A 14,708-nucleotide genomic window follows, 5' to 3' on the forward strand; every position below is an offset into this window, starting at 1 on the left:
GGCATGACGAGTTCAACGGCTCGGATGAGCTCGAACCACGTCGTCTTGCCGTTGCCAGCGTGGAGTTTGGACCACCTTCTTCGTCGGGATGTGGTGCGGGTGTGACGGGGGATGTCCTGCGGGCCCTGAGGGGCGGTCTTTTGGTGGGTTCGGATCACTAAGGTCGGCCAAAACTCAATATGGCGGGGGTCCGGCCACACAGATTGATCCGTTGGAGGTTGGGCGGGGTTCGAGAGCCGAGGCTCGATCGTCATTCCGCTGCCCGCCCGCCGGAGCCGGCCCTGGCGCCCGCCCCCAGAAGCCGCGCTGCCTCACCGGCCGAACCAATCCCTGACCCCGCTCGGGGAGCGCAGCGAGCCGTTCTCACTGGCAGGCGCACAGCGCCGACGCCCGTTCCTCCGCCCGGTCAAGGCGCGAAGCGACGCAGAAGGACACTTCGCGATCTTTGAGTTCAGCCACTGCCTGGCCCGCGCCGCCCCACAGGCCGCTCCACCGCCCACGAACACTCACACGGAACATACGGAAGGGCCGCCGGCCCGAGCGGGGGACGGCGGCCCTACGTGGGGGGAAGCGGGGGAGCTGGGGGTTGGACGTCAGACCACGCGGGTGGCGAAGTCCGGCATGGACCAGCTCATGTCGTGGACGCCGATGCCCGTGCTCGGGTTGGCGGCGTCGAGGTACTGGTCGCCGCCGATGTAGACGCCGACGTGGTACGCGCTGCCCTGGCCGCCCCAGAAGACCAGGTCGCCGACCTGGAGGGAGCTGATGGAGACCGGGGTGCCGGTGTTCGACTGCTCCTGGGAGGTGCGGGGGAGGTCCACGCCGATCGTCCTGAACGCCGCCTGGACCAGGCCCGAGCAGTCGTACGAGGACGGGCCGGTGCCGCCCATGACGTAGGCCTTGCCGACCTGGGCCTGCAGGAAGCTGATGACGCTCGCGATGCTGCCGCTCGCCTTGGAGGCGGTGGAGGACACCTTCGAGGACGAGGAGCTGGACGAGGACGACACCGAAAGCTTGGTGCGCTCCGAGGAGCGGGACGCGGCCTGGGTGGCGGCCTCGCGCTCGTCAGCGGCCTTGGCGGCGGCAGCCTTGGCGTCGGCGGCCTTCTTCAGCTCGGCCCGCTTCGTCGCGGCTGCGGCCTTCCTGGCCGCGGCGGCAGCGGCGTCCTCGGCGGCCTGCAGCTTCAGCTGGACGACCGTCTGGTCGATGGCTGCGGCGGCCTGCGCGGCGGAGGCGGTGGTGCTCAGTGCGGGCGTCTGCTCGGCGGTCGTCGCGGTTCCGACCGGAGCGGGCGTGTGGTTCGAGTGGTCGGCCATGGCCGGAGCGGCCGCACCACTGAGGGCGAGCGCACTGACGACGCCGCCGACGATTCCGGCCCGGCGGACCCAGTTCGGGTTACCGGGGGCGGCGTGCCGTCGGCGGCGTATATGCGATTCGGATTTGGTGGTCCGGTTCAGGTTTGGGGACATGGAGTCCTGGCTATCAGGATGCGCCGGTTCCGTTCAACAAAGGTGGGATGCGACACAGTTGTCGTGTGCACGGCCGAATGTCCTTATTTGGATCTTGCTCACCCGGACCATATGTCCGACTCGTTCCCGAGCCGCCGCGGAGCGCTCGTGAGTGGGTTCACGTGCGTCAGCGGGACCTTCGTCCCGTTCACCCCTAAGGGGGCGGCCGTCGCTATCACGCCATTCGGTCCAGGGCGAATTTGCGTCTCGCGAGGGGCCCTTGATAATGCGCGCGTCGCTGTGACCAGGGGTAACGTAGATGAATGTGACGTCAAGTGATTGTTTGTGCCGCATGCGGTGCAAGATCACCGCTCATCAGCCTTCATGATCATTCGTCAGGTGGTGGAGATCACAAAGCCGTTGGCCCACCCCGTGTCGCAGATCACAGACCGCCGGGCATAAGATGCAGGCGGCTTGGGCTTGTGAACTGCCTCACATAGACGCGATCTTCACATGAACGCGATCTTCGTGAGGCGGGCACGACCCGAGCGCATGGTCCCTCCCCCGGCGGGGGGACCCCCACGCAGTCATCGGCGACTGGAAGGAGCGGGGGACGATGAACGCCTATGCGCCCATCCTCGTGTTGGGCGGCCTCGGGGCCGGCTTCGCGATCTTCTCCGTGATCACGGCCTCGATCGTCGGACCAAAACGGTACAACCGGGCCAAACTGGAAGCATATGAGTGCGGCATCGAGCCCTCTCCGCAGCCCATCGGCGGCGGGCGCTTCCCCATCAAGTACTACCTGACGGCGATGCTCTTCATCGTCTTCGACATCGAGATCGTCTTCCTCTATCCCTGGGCCGTCACGTTCGACTCCCTGGGGATTTTCGGGCTCGTGGAGATGCTCCTCTTCGTGCTCACCGTCTTCGTCGCCTACGCATACGTGTGGCGGCGCGGCGGCCTGGAATGGGACTAGGGGACAAGGGGCCAACGCATGGGTATCGAAGAAAAACTGCCGAGTGGATTTCTGCTGACCACGGTGGAGTCCGCCGCGGGCTGGGTGCGTAAGGCGTCGGTCTTCCCGGCCACCTTCGGCCTGGCCTGCTGTGCCATCGAGATGATGACGACCGGGGCCGGGCGCTACGACCTGGCCCGTTTCGGTATGGAGGTCTTCCGTGGCTCGCCGCGGCAGGCGGACCTGATGATCGTGGCCGGCCGGGTCAGCCAGAAGATGGCGCCGGTGCTGCGGCAGGTCTATGACCAGATGCCGAATCCCAAGTGGGTCATCTCCATGGGGGTCTGCGCTTCTTCGGGTGGAATGTTCAACAATTACGCCATTGTGCAGGGTGTTGACCACATTGTCCCCGTTGATATCTATTTGCCCGGCTGTCCGCCCCGGCCCGAGATGCTCATGGACGCCATCCTCAAGCTCCACCAGAAGATCCAGGGCGAGAAGCTCGGCGTGAACCGTGAGGAGGCGGCCCGCGAAGCGGAGTCCGCCGCACTCAACGCGCTCCCGCTGATCGAGATGAAGGGGCTGCTGCGGTGACAGACGCCAACGGCACCAACCCCGACCGCGACCTGCAGACCGACAACCTCCCCGGCCAGCGCGACGACGCCGGCGAGGTCATCGGTCACCGCAAGGGCATGTTCGGTGCCAACAACGGTGGCGACACCTCCGGCTACGGCGGCCTCGTCAGGACCGTCCGGCTGCCAGGCCCGGCCCACCGCCCCTACGGCGGCTGGTTCGACGAGGTGGCCGACGAGCTGGAGGGCGCGCTGGAGGAGCAGGGACTGCTCCCCTCCAACGCGATCGACCGGACCGTCATCGACCGTGACGAGCTGACCTTCCACATCGCCCGCGAGCACCTCGTGCAGGTCGCGAAGACCTGCCGCGACGATCCGGCGCTGCGCTTCGAGCTCTGTACGGGCGTGAGCGGGGTGAACTACCCCGAGGACAAGGGCCGTGAGCTGCACGCCGTCTACCACTTGCGTTCGATCACGCACAACCGGCTGATCCGGCTGGAGGTGAGCGCCCCCGACAGCGACCCGCACATCCCGTCGATCGTCCCGGTGTACCCGACGAACGACTGGCACGAGCGTGAGGCGTACGACTTCTTCGGCATCGTCTTCGACGGCCACCCGGCCCTCACGCGGATCATGATGCCGGACGACTGGCCCGGCCACCCGCAGCGCAAGGACTACCCGCTCGGCGGCATCCCCGTCGAGTACAAGGGCGCCCAGATCCCGGCTCCCGACCAGCGGAGGTCGTACTCCTGATGAGCACTCACCACGCACCCGCTCAGGCGGAAGAACGCGACACCACCGAAGGCCGGGTCTTCACCGTCACCGGTGGCGACTGGGACGAGCTGGCCGAGACCGTCGGCAGGTCCGACGACGAGCGCATCATCGTCAACATGGGGCCGCAGCACCCGTCCACCCACGGTGTGCTCCGGCTGATCCTGGAGATCGACGGCGAGACGGTCACCGAGGCCCGGTCGGGCATCGGCTACCTGCACACCGGCATCGAGAAGAACATGGAGTACCGGACGTGGACCCAGGGGTCCACGTTCGTGACGCGCATGGACTACCTCACGCCGTTCTTCAACGAGACGGCGTACTGCCTCGCGGTCGAGAAGCTGCTCGGCGTCACCGAGCAGGTGCCGGACCGGGCCAGCGTCATCCGCGTGCTGCTGATGGAGCTGAACCGGCTCTCCTCGCACCTGGTGTGCATCGCCACCGGCGGTATGGAGCTCGGCGCCACCACGATCATGATCTACGGGTTCCGCGACCGTGAACTGATCCTGGACGTCTTCGAGCTCATCACCGGGCTGCGGATGAACCACGCGTACATCCGGCCGGGCGGCCTCGCCCAGGACCTGCCGCCGGGCGCGGTGGACCAGATCCGCGAGCTCGTGAAGAAGATGCGCAAGAACCTTCCCGAGTACGACAAGCTCGCCACCGGCAACCCGATCTTCAAGGCCCGGATGGAAGAGGTCGGCTACCTGGACCTGGCCGGCTGCATGGCGCTCGGCGCCACCGGCCCGATCCTGCGCGCCGCCGGCCTGCCGCACGACCTGCGCAAGGCGCAGCCGTACTGCGGTTACGAGAACTACGACTTCGAGATCCCGACGGCGGACACCGCCGACTCCTACGGCCGCTTCCTGGTCCGCCTGGAGGAGATGCGGCAGTCGCTGCGCATCGTCGAGCAGGCCCTGGACAAGCTGGCCCCAGGACCGGTGATGGTCGAGGACAAGAAGATCGCCTGGCCCGCGCAGCTCGCGCTCGGCCCGGACGGCCTGGGCAACTCCCTGGACCACATCAAGAAGATCATGGGCACCTCGATGGAGTCCCTGATCCACCACTTCAAGCTGGTGACCGAGGGCTTCCGGGTTCCGCCGGGCCAGGCGTACACCGCGGTGGAGTCGCCCAAGGGCGAGCTGGGCGTGCATGTCGTCAGCGACGGCGGCACCCGCCCCTTCCGGGTCCACTTCCGCGACCCGTCCTTCACCAACCTGCAGTCCATGGCGGCGATGTGCGAGGGCGGCCAGGTCGCCGACGTCATCGTGGCCGTGGCGTCCATCGACCCCGTGATGGGAGGCGTCGACCGATGACCGACGTGTCTTTGGGCATCCCGCAGATGCCCGCGCCCGACTATCCGGCCGATGTACGCGCCAGGCTGGAGGCGGACGCGAAGGAGATCATCGCCCGCTATCCCGGCAGCCGCAGCGCGCTCCTGCCGCTGCTGCACCTGACGCAGTCGGAGGACGGCTACGTCACCCGCACCGGCGTCCGGTTCTGCGCGGAGCAGCTCGACCTCACCACCGCCGAGGTCACCGCGGTCGCGACCTTCTACTCCATGTACCGGCGCAAGCCCAGTGGCGACTACCAGGTCGGGGTCTGCACCAACACGCTCTGCGCGGTGATGGGCGGCGACGCCATCTTCGACGAGCTGAAGGAGCACCTCGGGGTCGGCAACAACGAGACCACCGAGGACGGCAAGGTCACGCTGGAGCACATCGAGTGCAACGCGGCCTGCGACTTCGCCCCGGTGGTGATGGTGAACTGGGAGTTCTTCGACAACCAGACACCGGGCTCCGCCAAGCAGCTGGTCGACGACCTCATCGCCGGCCGCGAGGTGCGGCCGACCCGTGGCGCACCGCTGTGCACGTACAAGGAGACCGCCCGCATCCTCGCAGGCTTCCCCGACGAGCGCCCCGGCGCCGTCGAGGCCACCGGCGGAGCCGGCCCCGCGTCGCTCGCGGGACTGCGGCTGTCGCGCGGCGAGGCACTGCCCGGCCCGGACGCCGGACAGCCGGCCCGCCGGTCGTCCGTACCGCCGCAGGGCGAGACGCCGGCCGCGCCGTCGGGCACCCCCGGGCAGCCCAGCCCCGCCGAGCACGCCAGCTCGCACGACGCACCGCAGGAGACCGCCGTGTCGGACCCCGCCAACCCGGCAGGACCTGAGAGCGAGGAGGGCAAATGATGACCGTGTCGCCCGAGAAGCTGCTCACCCCTGTCCTGTCGGCCTTCTGGGACGACCCGCAGTCGTGGACGCTCGACACCTACCGCCGTCATGAGGGCTACGAGGGCCTGCGCAAGGCCCTCGCGATGCCGCCGGACGACGTCATCGCGTATGTGAAGGACGCCGGACTGCGCGGCCGTGGCGGCGCCGGCTTCCCGACCGGTATGAAGTGGCAGTTCATCCCGCAGGGTGACGGCAAGCCGCACTACCTGGTCGTCAACGCCGACGAGTCGGAACCGGGTACCTGCAAGGACATCCCGCTGCTGTTCGCGAACCCGCACTCGCTCATCGAGGGCATGGTGATCGCCTGCCACGCGATCCGCTCCAACCACGCCTTCATCTATCTGCGCGGCGAGGTCGTCCCGGTGCTGCGCCGGCTGCACGAGGCGGTGCGCGAGGCGTACGAGGCCGGCTACCTCGGCAAGAACATCCAGGGCAGCGGCTTCGATCTGGAGCTGACCGTTCACGCCGGGGCCGGCGCGTACATCTGCGGCGAGGAGACGGCGCTGCTGGACTCGCTCGAAGGACGCCGCGGCCAGCCCCGGCTGCGCCCGCCGTTCCCGGCGGTCGAGGGCCTGTACGCCTGCCCGACCGTCGTCAACAACGTCGAGTCCATCGCCTCGGTGCCCGCGATCATGCAGCGCGGCAAGGACTGGTTCAAGTCGATGGGCAGCGAGAAGTCCCCGGGCTTCACGCTGTACTCGCTGTCCGGGCACGTCGTCAGCCCCGGCCAGTACGAGGCCCCGCTCGGCATCACGCTGCGCCAGCTGCTCGACATGAGCGGCGGTATCCGGCCGGGCCACCGGCTGAAGTTCTGGACCCCCGGCGGCTCGTCGACCCCGATGTTCACCGACGAGCACCTGGACGTACCGCTCGACTACGAGGGCGTGGGCGCCGCCGGCTCCATGCTCGGCACCAAGGCGCTGCAGTGCTTCGACGAGACGACGTGCGTGGTGCGGGCGGTGACGCGCTGGACGGAGTTCTACGCCCACGAGTCCTGCGGCAAGTGCACGCCGTGCCGTGAGGGCACGTACTGGCTGGTCCAGTTGCTGCGGGACATCGAGGCCGGCAAGGGCAAGCTGTCCGACCTCGACAAGCTCAACGACATCGCCGACAACATCAACGGCAAGTCCTTCTGTGCGCTCGGCGACGGCGCCGCCAGCCCGATCTTCTCCTCCCTCAAGTACTTCCGCGAGGAGTACGAGGAGCACATCGAGCGCAAGGGCTGCCCCTTCGACCCGGCCGCCTCGACCGTATGGGCCGACGCCGGAACGTCTCACCTGGAGGTGAACGCATGACAGTCACCACGTCTGCCCCCTCCGGAGGGGGAGAGGCGGCGGTTCCGCCGGAGGATCTCGTCGCCGTCACGATCGACGGCGTCGCGCTCTCGGTCCCCAAGGGGACCCTGGTGATCCGTGCGGCGGAGCTGCTGGGCATCGAGATCCCGCGGTTCTGCGACCACCCGCTCCTCGACCCGGCCGGCGCCTGCCGGCAGTGCATCGTCGAGGTCGAGGGCCAGCGCAAGCCGATGGCGTCCTGCACGATCACGTGCACCGACGGCATGGTCGTCAAGACCCATCTCACCTCGCCGGTCGCCGAGAAGGCGCAGCGCGGGGTGATGGAGCTGCTGCTCATCAACCACCCGCTGGACTGCCCGGTCTGCGACAAGGGCGGCGAGTGCCCGCTGCAGAACCAGGCGATGAGCACCGGCCAGGCGGACACCCGCTTCGAGGGCAAGAAGCGCACGTACGAGAAGCCGGTGCCGATCTCCACGCAGGTGCTGCTGGACCGGGAGCGCTGTGTGCTGTGCGCGCGCTGCACCCGGTTCTCGGAGCAGATCGCGGGCGACCCGTTCATCGAGCTCATCGAGCGCGGCGCCCTCCAGCAGGTCGGAATCGGCGACGGCGACCCGTTCGCCTCGTACTTCTCCGGCAACACCATCCAGATCTGTCCGGTGGGCGCGCTGACCTCGGCGGCGTACCGCTTCCGGTCCCGGCCGTTCGACCTGGTGTCGTCGCCGTCGGTCTGCGAGCACTGCGCGGGCGGCTGCGCGACGCGCACCGACCACCGACGCGGCAAGGTCATGCGGCGGCTGGCCGCCGACGACCCCCAGGTCAACGAGGAATGGGTGTGCGACAAGGGGCGCTTCGGCTTCCGCTACGCACAGCGCCCCGACCGCCTCAAGCACCCGCTGCTCCGTAACAAGGAGACCGGTGAGCTGGAGCCGGCGAGCTGGCCCGAGGCACTGGCGGCCGCGGCCGCCGGGATCGCGGCGGCCGGCGGCCGCACCGCGGTACTGGCCGGCGGCCGGCTGACCGTCGAGGACGCCTACGCCTACGCCAAGTTCGCGCGGGTCGCCCTCGACACCAACGACGTCGACTTCCGGGCCCGCGTGCACAGCGCCGAGGAGGCCGACTTCCTGGCCTCGCAGGTGGCGGGACGCGGCCGGGACCTGGACGGCGACGGCATCACGTACACGACGCTGGAGAAGGCGCCGGCCGTCCTGCTCGTCGGTCTCGAGGCCGAGGAGGAGGCTCCGGGGATCTTCCTCCGGCTTCGCAAAGCGAACCAGAAGCGGCGCCAGCGGACCTTCGCACTGGCGCCGTTCGCGACCCGTGGCCTGACGAAGGCGGGCGGCACGCTGCTGCCCGCCGCACCCGGCACCGAGCCCGAGTGGCTGGACGCGCTCGCCGGCGGTGTCGGTCTCGACGAGGCGGGCGAGAAGGCCGCCGAGGCGCTGCGTGCCGAAGGGTCGGTGATCCTGGTCGGCGAACGGCTGGCCGCCGTACCCGGCGCGCTGACCGCGGCGATCCGCTTCGCCACGGCGAGCGGCGCGAAGCTCGCGTGGATCCCGCGCCGCGCGGGTGAGCGCGGAGCGGTCGAGGCGGGCGCGCTGCCGGGGCTGCTGCCCGGTGGCCGGCCGGTCACCGACCCGCGGGCCCGCGACGAGGTCGCCCGGGTCTGGGGACTGGCCGAACTCCCGCACCGCTTCGGGCGCGACACCGGCCAGATCGTCGAGGCGGCCGCGAGCGGCGAGCTGGCGGCGCTGGTCGTCGGCGGCGTCGAGGTCGCGGACCTGCCGGACCCGGCCCGCGCCCGGCTCGCGCTGGACGCGGTCGGCTTCGTCGTCAGCCTGGAACTGCGGCCCTCCGAGGTCACCGACCGGGCGGATGTCGTCCTGCCGGTGGCCGCGGTCGCCGAGAAGGCCGGCACCTTCCTCAACTGGGAGGGCAGGGCTCGGCTGTTCGACGCGGCCATCAAGCCGGACCAGGTCGTCAACCGGCACCAGCTGCCGGACGCCCGGGTCCTGACGATGCTCGCCGACGCGCTCGGCGTCAGCCTCGGACTGGGCGACGTCCGCGCCGCCCGCACCGAACTGAACCGGCTCTCCCCCTGGGACGGGCCGCACGCCTCCCAGCCGCTGGAGACGTCCCGGACGCTGCCCGTGCCCGCCGCGGGCGAGGCGGTGCTCGCCGGGCACCGGCTGCTGCTCGACCAGGGCAAGCTCCAGGAGGGCGACGACGCGCTGGCCGGCACCCGGCACGAGGCGGTGGTGCGGCTGTCGGCCGCGACCGCCGCGGAGGCCGGGCTCGCCAACGGCGACCTCACCGAGGTCTCCGGGCCCGCCGGTTCGGTACGGCTGCCGCTGCGCATCACTCCGATGCCCGACCGGGTGGTGTGGCTGCCGCTGAACTCCACGGGCGGGGGCGTCGCCAGCGATACCGGCGCGCTGCCCGGCCAGGTCGTCAAGGTCGGCGCCGCTGCCACGGAGGTGGCCCAGTGAACAACCTCTCCGCCGAAGATCTGTCGATGTTCGGCACCGATCCGTGGTGGCTGATCCTCCTCAAGGCGGTCTTCTGCTTCGCCTTCGCCATGCTGACCGTGCTGTTCTCGATCGTCTGGGAGCGCAAGGTCGTGGCGTGGATGCAGCTGCGCATCGGCCCCAACCGGCACGGCCCGTGGGGCATGCTCCAGTCGCTCGCCGACGGCATCAAGCTGATGCTGAAGGAAGACATCATCGTCAAGCGCGCGGACAAGGTGGTGTACATCCTCGCGCCGATCGTCGCGGCGATCCCCGCCTTCATGTCCTTCGCGGTGATCCCCTTCGGCCCGGCCGACAACGAGGTGTCGATCTTCGGCACCCGCACCGCGCTGCAGCTCACCGATCTCCCGATCGGCGTCCTGTACATCCTGGCCACCGCGTCCGTCGGCATCTACGGCATCGTGCTCGCGGGCTGGTCCTCCGGCTCGACGTACCCGCTGCTCGGCGGATTGCGCGCCTCGGCCCAGATGATCTCCTACGAGATCGCGATGGGGCTGTCCTTCGCGGCGGTCTTCCTCTACTCCGGGTCGATGTCCACCTCGGCGATCGTCGAGGCGCAGCACGACCGCTGGTTCGCGGTGCTGCTGCCGGTCTCGCTGCTGATCTACATCGTGGCGATGGTCGGTGAGACCAACCGCGCACCGTTCGACATGCCGGAGTCGGAGGGCGACCTGGTCGGCGGCTTCAACACCGAGTACTCGTCGATCAAGTTCGCGCTCTTCATGCTCGCCGAGTACGTGAACATGGTGACGGTCTCGGCGGTGGCGACCACCCTCTTCCTGGGCGGCTGGCGGGCCCCGTGGCCGATCAGCACCTTCTGGGAGGGCGCGAACCACGGCTGGTGGCCGATGCTCTGGTTCACGGTCAAGGTCCAGCTGCTGCTGTTCTTCTTCATCTGGCTGCGCGGCACGCTGCCGCGGGTGCGTTACGACCAGTTCATGAAGCTGGGCTGGAAGGTCCTCATCCCGGTCTCGATGGTCTGGCTGATGCTGGTCGCGACCGTCCGGGCGATGCGGAACGAGAACTACGGCCTGCGCGACATCGTGCTGTACGTCGGCGGGGCCGTCGTCGGCCTGCTGCTGATCTCCCTCGTGGTCGATGTGTTCCGCGACCGCGGGCGGAAGAAGGACGAGGCGGAAGCCGCCGCGGCACCGCCGGAACCGTTCGATCCGATGGCGGGCGGCTTCCCCGTACCGCCGTTGCCGGGGCAGACGCTGCCACCGGTGCCGCGCCGTCGCAGCCGCAGCCTTGGCGAGCCGCAGCTCGTCGGTGCCCCGGACACCCCGGACAATGACAAGGAGGCCGACGATGCCTGAGTTCCTGGGCCCGGTCGCGGGCTTCGGCGTGACCTTCAAGGCCATGTTCAAGAAGCGGCTGACCGAGCAGTACCCCGAGGAGAAGAAGCCGACCGCGCCGCGCTTCCACGGCCGGCACCAGCTCAACCGGCACCCGGACGGGCTGGAGAAGTGCGTCGGCTGCGAACTGTGCGCCTGGGCCTGCCCGGCCGACGCGATCTACGTGGAGGGCGCGGACAACACCGAGGAGGAGCGCTACTCCCCGGGTGAGCGCTACGGCCGCGTCTACCAGATCAACTACGCCCGCTGCATCCTGTGCGGGCTGTGCATCGAGGCGTGCCCCACCCGGGCGCTGACGATGACCAACGAGTACGAACTCGCCGACAGCAGCCGTGAGTCGCTGATCTTCACCAAGGAGCAGCTGCTCGCCGGCCTGGAGGAGGGCATGGTCGAGGCACCGCACTCGATCTTCCCCGGCACCGACGAGCAGGACTACTACCGGGGACTGGTCAGTGAGGCCGCGCCCGGCACCGTCACCCAGGAGCGCACTCCTGCGGAGAAGGAGGTGGAGGCGTGAGCACGTTCGCCGCCGCCGCTTCCACCACCTCGACGGGTGAGGCGTTCCAGTTCTGGGTGCTCGCCGTCGTCGCCGTGCTGGGTGCGCTGGGCACCGTACTGAGCAAGAAGACGGTGCACAGCGCGCTCTGTCTGGCCGGGACCATGATCATCCTGGCTGTCTTCTACCTGGCGCAGGGCGCGTACTTCCTCGGGGTCGTCCAGATCGTCGTCTACACCGGCGCGATCATGATGCTCTTCCTCTTCGTCGTCATGCTGGTCGGCATCACCGCCGCCGACTCGCTGAAGGAGACGCTGAAGGGCCAGCGCTGGCTGGCCGCGGGATGCGGTCTCGGCTTCGGGATCCTGCTGATCGCGGGCATCGGCAACGCCTCGCTCGACACCTTCGCCGGCCTCGGCCAGGCGAACGCGGGCGGCAACGTCGAGGGCCTGGCGCGGCTCATCTTCACCAAGTACGTCTGGGCCTTCGAGATCACCGGCGCGCTGCTGATCACGGCGGTCGTCGGCGCGATGGTGCTGACGCACCGCGAGCGGACCGAGGAGCGCAGCACGCAGCGCGAGCTGTCGATCGCGCGGGTCCGCGCGGGCACCCAGGTGCCGCCGCTGCCCGCACCCGGCGTCTACGCCCGGCACAACGCGGTGGACGTCCCCGGCCTGCTGCCGGACGGCACCACCTCGGACCTGTCGGTCAGCGCCACGCTGCGGGACCGCGGCCAGATCCGTGATGTGTCGAACGAGGCCCTGGCCGATCTCGCCGAGCTGGAACAGCGCTCGGAGAGCTGGCTGGAACGGTCCGCGCCCGAGGTCACAGCGCCAGAGGAGGCGAGCAAGTGAATCCGGTCAACTACCTGTACCTGGCCGCGCTGCTGTTCACCATCGGCGCCGCCGGGGTGCTGATCCGGCGCAACGCGATCATCGTCTTCATGTGCGTCGAGCTGATGCTGAACGCCTGCAACCTGGCGTTCGTCACCTTCTCCCGGATGCACGGCAACCTCGACGGCCAGATCATCGCCTTCTTCACGATGGTGGTCGCCGCCGCCGAGGTCGTGGTCGGGCTCGCGATCATCGTGACGATGTTCCGCTCCCGGCACTCGGCCTCGGTCGACGACGCCAATCTGATGAAGCTGTAAGGGGTAGCGACAGTGGAGAACCTCATCGGATTGCTCGTCGCGGTACCGCTGCTCGGCGCGGCGATCCTGCTGACCGGCGGCCGCCGGCTGGACCGTATCGGCCACTGGCTCGGCACGATCCTCGCGGCGGTGTCCTTCGGTATCGGCGCCGTGCTCTTCTTCGACATGCTCGGCAAGAGCGGCGAAGACCGCGCGATGTACTCGCACCTGTTCAGCTGGGTGCCGGTCGGCGGCTTCCAGGCCGACATCGGCTTCCAGCTCGACCAGTTGTCGATGACCTTCGTGCTGCTGATCAGCGGTGTGGGCACGTTGATCCACATCTACTCGATCGGGTACATGGAGCACGACGAGCGGCGCCGCCGCTTCTTCGGCTATCTCAACCTGTTCGTGGCGGCGATGCTGCTGCTGGTCATCGCGGACAACTACTTCCTGCTGTACGTCGGCTGGGAGGGCGTCGGCCTCGCCTCGTACCTGCTGATCGGCTTCTGGCAGAACAAGCCGAGCGCGGCCACGGCGGCGAAGAAGGCGTTCCTCGTCAACCGTGTCGGTGACGTCGGTCTGTCCATCGCGATCATGCTGATGTTCACGACCTTCGGGACGTTCAGCTTCCAGCCGGTGCTGGCGCACGCGGGCGACGCGAGCGAGGGCAAGCTGACGGCCATCGGCCTGATGCTGCTGCTCGCCGCGTGCGGCAAGTCCGCCCAGGTGCCGCTGCAGTCCTGGCTCGGCGACGCGATGGAGGGCCCGACCCCGGTCTCGGCCCTGATCCACGCGGCGACGATGGTGACGGCGGGCGTGTATCTCATCACCCGGTCCGGCGCGATCTTCAACGGTGCCCCGGACGCGCAGGTAGCGGTGGTCACGGTCGGCGCGGTCACGCTGCTGTTCGGTGCGATCGTCGGTTGCGCGAAGGACGACATCAAGAAGGCCCTGGCGGGCTCGACGATGTCGCAGATCGGCTACATGATCATGGCGGCCGGGCTCGGCCCGATCGGCTATGTCTTCGCGATCATGCACTTGGTCACCCACGGCTTCTTCAAGGCCGGGCTCTTCCTCGGCGCCGGATCGGTCATGCACGGCATGAACGACGAGGTCGACATGCGGAAGTACGGGGGCCTGCGCACGTACATGCCGGTCACGTTCATCACGTTCGGCCTCGGCTATCTGGCGATCATCGGCTTCCCGGGTCTGTCCGGCTTCTTCTCCAAGGACAAGATCATCGAGGCGGCCTTCGCCAAGGGCGGCACCGAGGGCTGGATCCTCGGCGGCGCGGCCCTGCTGGGTGCCGCGATCACCGCGTTCTACATGACGCGCGTGATGCTGATGACGTTCTTCGGCGAGAAGCGCTGGGAGGCCGACGCGGAAGGCCACGAGCCGCACCCGCACGAGTCGCCCAAGTCGATGACCATCCCGATGATCGTGCTGGCCTTCGGCTCGGTCTTCGCGGGCGGGCTGTTCAGTCTGAACAGCTCCTTCCTGAAGTGGCTGGAGCCGGTCACCGGACACGAGGAGGGGCACTCGCCCCTCAGCGCCACGACGGTGACGGCCGGCACGATGGTCGTGCTGGTCATCGGGGTCGCGCTGGCCTGGCTGATGTACGGGCGCAGGGCCGTACCGGCCGTCGCTCCGCGCGGCTCGCTGCTGACCCGCGCCGCCCGGCGCGATCTGCTCCAGGACGACTTCAACCACGTCGTGCTGGTCCGGGGCGGCGAACACCTCACCCGCAGCCTGGTCTACCTGGACCACTCCCTGGTGGACGGTGCGGTCAACGGCACCGCCGCCGGGGTCGGCGGCCTCTCCGGCCGCATGCGCAAGCTGCAGAACGGCTACGTCCGCTCGTACGCGGTGTCGATGCTGGGTGGCACGGCGGTCCTGATCGCCGCGACTCTCCTGATGAGGGCGGTCTGATAA

13 protein-coding genes are annotated in these 14,708 nt (G+C 69.0%); 12 read left to right on the plus strand and 1 reads right to left on the minus strand.

The window, feature by feature from the left end; genetic code table 11:
- Positions 1-593: 593 nt before the first annotated feature.
- On the minus strand, positions 594-1,469 hold the full coding sequence (locus C8250_RS25100) for a C40 family peptidase (RefSeq protein ID WP_138357564.1): 876 nt from the start codon (positions 1,467-1,469) through the stop codon (positions 594-596).
- A 595-nt stretch (positions 1,470-2,064) separates the two neighbouring features.
- On the opposite strand from C8250_RS25100, the gene C8250_RS25105 reads away from it, so the two are divergent.
- Genes C8250_RS25105 through nuoL form a run of 12 tightly spaced genes read left to right on the plus strand, consistent with a single transcriptional unit; the run spans position 2,065 to position 14,705 of the window.
- Positions 2,065-2,424 (plus strand): NADH-quinone oxidoreductase subunit A, encoded by a 360-nt coding sequence (locus tag C8250_RS25105; RefSeq protein WP_138357563.1) that lies wholly within the window; start codon positions 2,065-2,067, stop codon positions 2,422-2,424.
- Between the two features lie 18 nt (positions 2,425-2,442).
- Positions 2,443-2,997 carry an NADH-quinone oxidoreductase subunit B gene (locus C8250_RS25110; protein ID WP_138357562.1) on the plus strand — a complete coding sequence of 185 codons (555 nt, stop codon included), beginning with the start codon at positions 2,443-2,445 and terminating at the stop codon, positions 2,995-2,997.
- The gene (locus tag C8250_RS25115) at positions 2,994-3,728 is read left to right on the plus strand and encodes an NADH-quinone oxidoreductase subunit C (protein WP_138357561.1); all 735 of its coding nucleotides are present in this window, start codon (positions 2,994-2,996) and stop codon (positions 3,726-3,728) included. The genes C8250_RS25110 and C8250_RS25115 overlap by 4 nt, the downstream gene beginning before the upstream one ends.
- Positions 3,728-5,062 (plus strand): NADH-quinone oxidoreductase subunit D, encoded by a 1,335-nt coding sequence (locus tag C8250_RS25120; protein WP_138357560.1) that lies wholly within the window; start codon positions 3,728-3,730, stop codon positions 5,060-5,062. Before C8250_RS25115 ends, C8250_RS25120 begins: the two co-directional genes overlap by 1 nt.
- Positions 5,059-5,934, plus strand: coding sequence for an NADH-quinone oxidoreductase subunit NuoE (gene nuoE / locus C8250_RS25125; protein ID WP_138357559.1), 876 nt, complete (start codon positions 5,059-5,061; stop codon positions 5,932-5,934). Before C8250_RS25120 ends, nuoE begins: the two co-directional genes overlap by 4 nt.
- A complete protein-coding gene (nuoF, locus tag C8250_RS25130; protein ID WP_138357558.1) occupies positions 5,931-7,271 on the plus strand; it encodes an NADH-quinone oxidoreductase subunit NuoF in 1,341 nt (446 codons plus the stop codon). Before nuoE ends, nuoF begins: the two co-directional genes overlap by 4 nt.
- Positions 7,268-9,757 (plus strand): NADH-quinone oxidoreductase subunit G, encoded by a 2,490-nt coding sequence (locus C8250_RS25135; protein ID WP_138357557.1) that lies wholly within the window; start codon positions 7,268-7,270, stop codon positions 9,755-9,757. The genes nuoF and C8250_RS25135 overlap by 4 nt, the downstream gene beginning before the upstream one ends.
- Positions 9,758-9,783: 26 nt before the next feature.
- On the plus strand, positions 9,784-11,112 hold the full coding sequence (nuoH, locus tag C8250_RS25140) for an NADH-quinone oxidoreductase subunit NuoH (protein WP_138357576.1): 1,329 nt from the start codon (positions 9,784-9,786) through the stop codon (positions 11,110-11,112).
- A complete protein-coding gene (nuoI, locus tag C8250_RS25145; protein WP_164296565.1) occupies positions 11,105-11,668 on the plus strand; it encodes an NADH-quinone oxidoreductase subunit NuoI in 564 nt (187 codons plus the stop codon). Before nuoH ends, nuoI begins: the two co-directional genes overlap by 8 nt.
- The gene (locus C8250_RS25150; RefSeq protein ID WP_138357555.1) at positions 11,665-12,501 is read left to right on the plus strand and encodes an NADH-quinone oxidoreductase subunit J; all 837 of its coding nucleotides are present in this window, start codon (positions 11,665-11,667) and stop codon (positions 12,499-12,501) included. The genes nuoI and C8250_RS25150 overlap by 4 nt, the downstream gene beginning before the upstream one ends.
- Positions 12,498-12,797 carry an NADH-quinone oxidoreductase subunit NuoK gene (gene nuoK, locus C8250_RS25155; RefSeq protein ID WP_138357554.1) on the plus strand — a complete coding sequence of 100 codons (300 nt, stop codon included), beginning with the start codon at positions 12,498-12,500 and terminating at the stop codon, positions 12,795-12,797. Before C8250_RS25150 ends, nuoK begins: the two co-directional genes overlap by 4 nt.
- 12 nt (positions 12,798-12,809) lie before the next feature.
- The gene (gene nuoL / locus C8250_RS25160; protein WP_138357553.1) at positions 12,810-14,705 is read left to right on the plus strand and encodes an NADH-quinone oxidoreductase subunit L; all 1,896 of its coding nucleotides are present in this window, start codon (positions 12,810-12,812) and stop codon (positions 14,703-14,705) included.
- Positions 14,706-14,708: the final 3 nt, after the last annotated feature.

Source organism: Streptomyces sp. So13.3 (genome assembly GCF_005860785.2).
Classification (GTDB): domain Bacteria; phylum Actinomycetota; class Actinomycetes; order Streptomycetales; family Streptomycetaceae; genus Actinacidiphila; species Actinacidiphila fildesensis.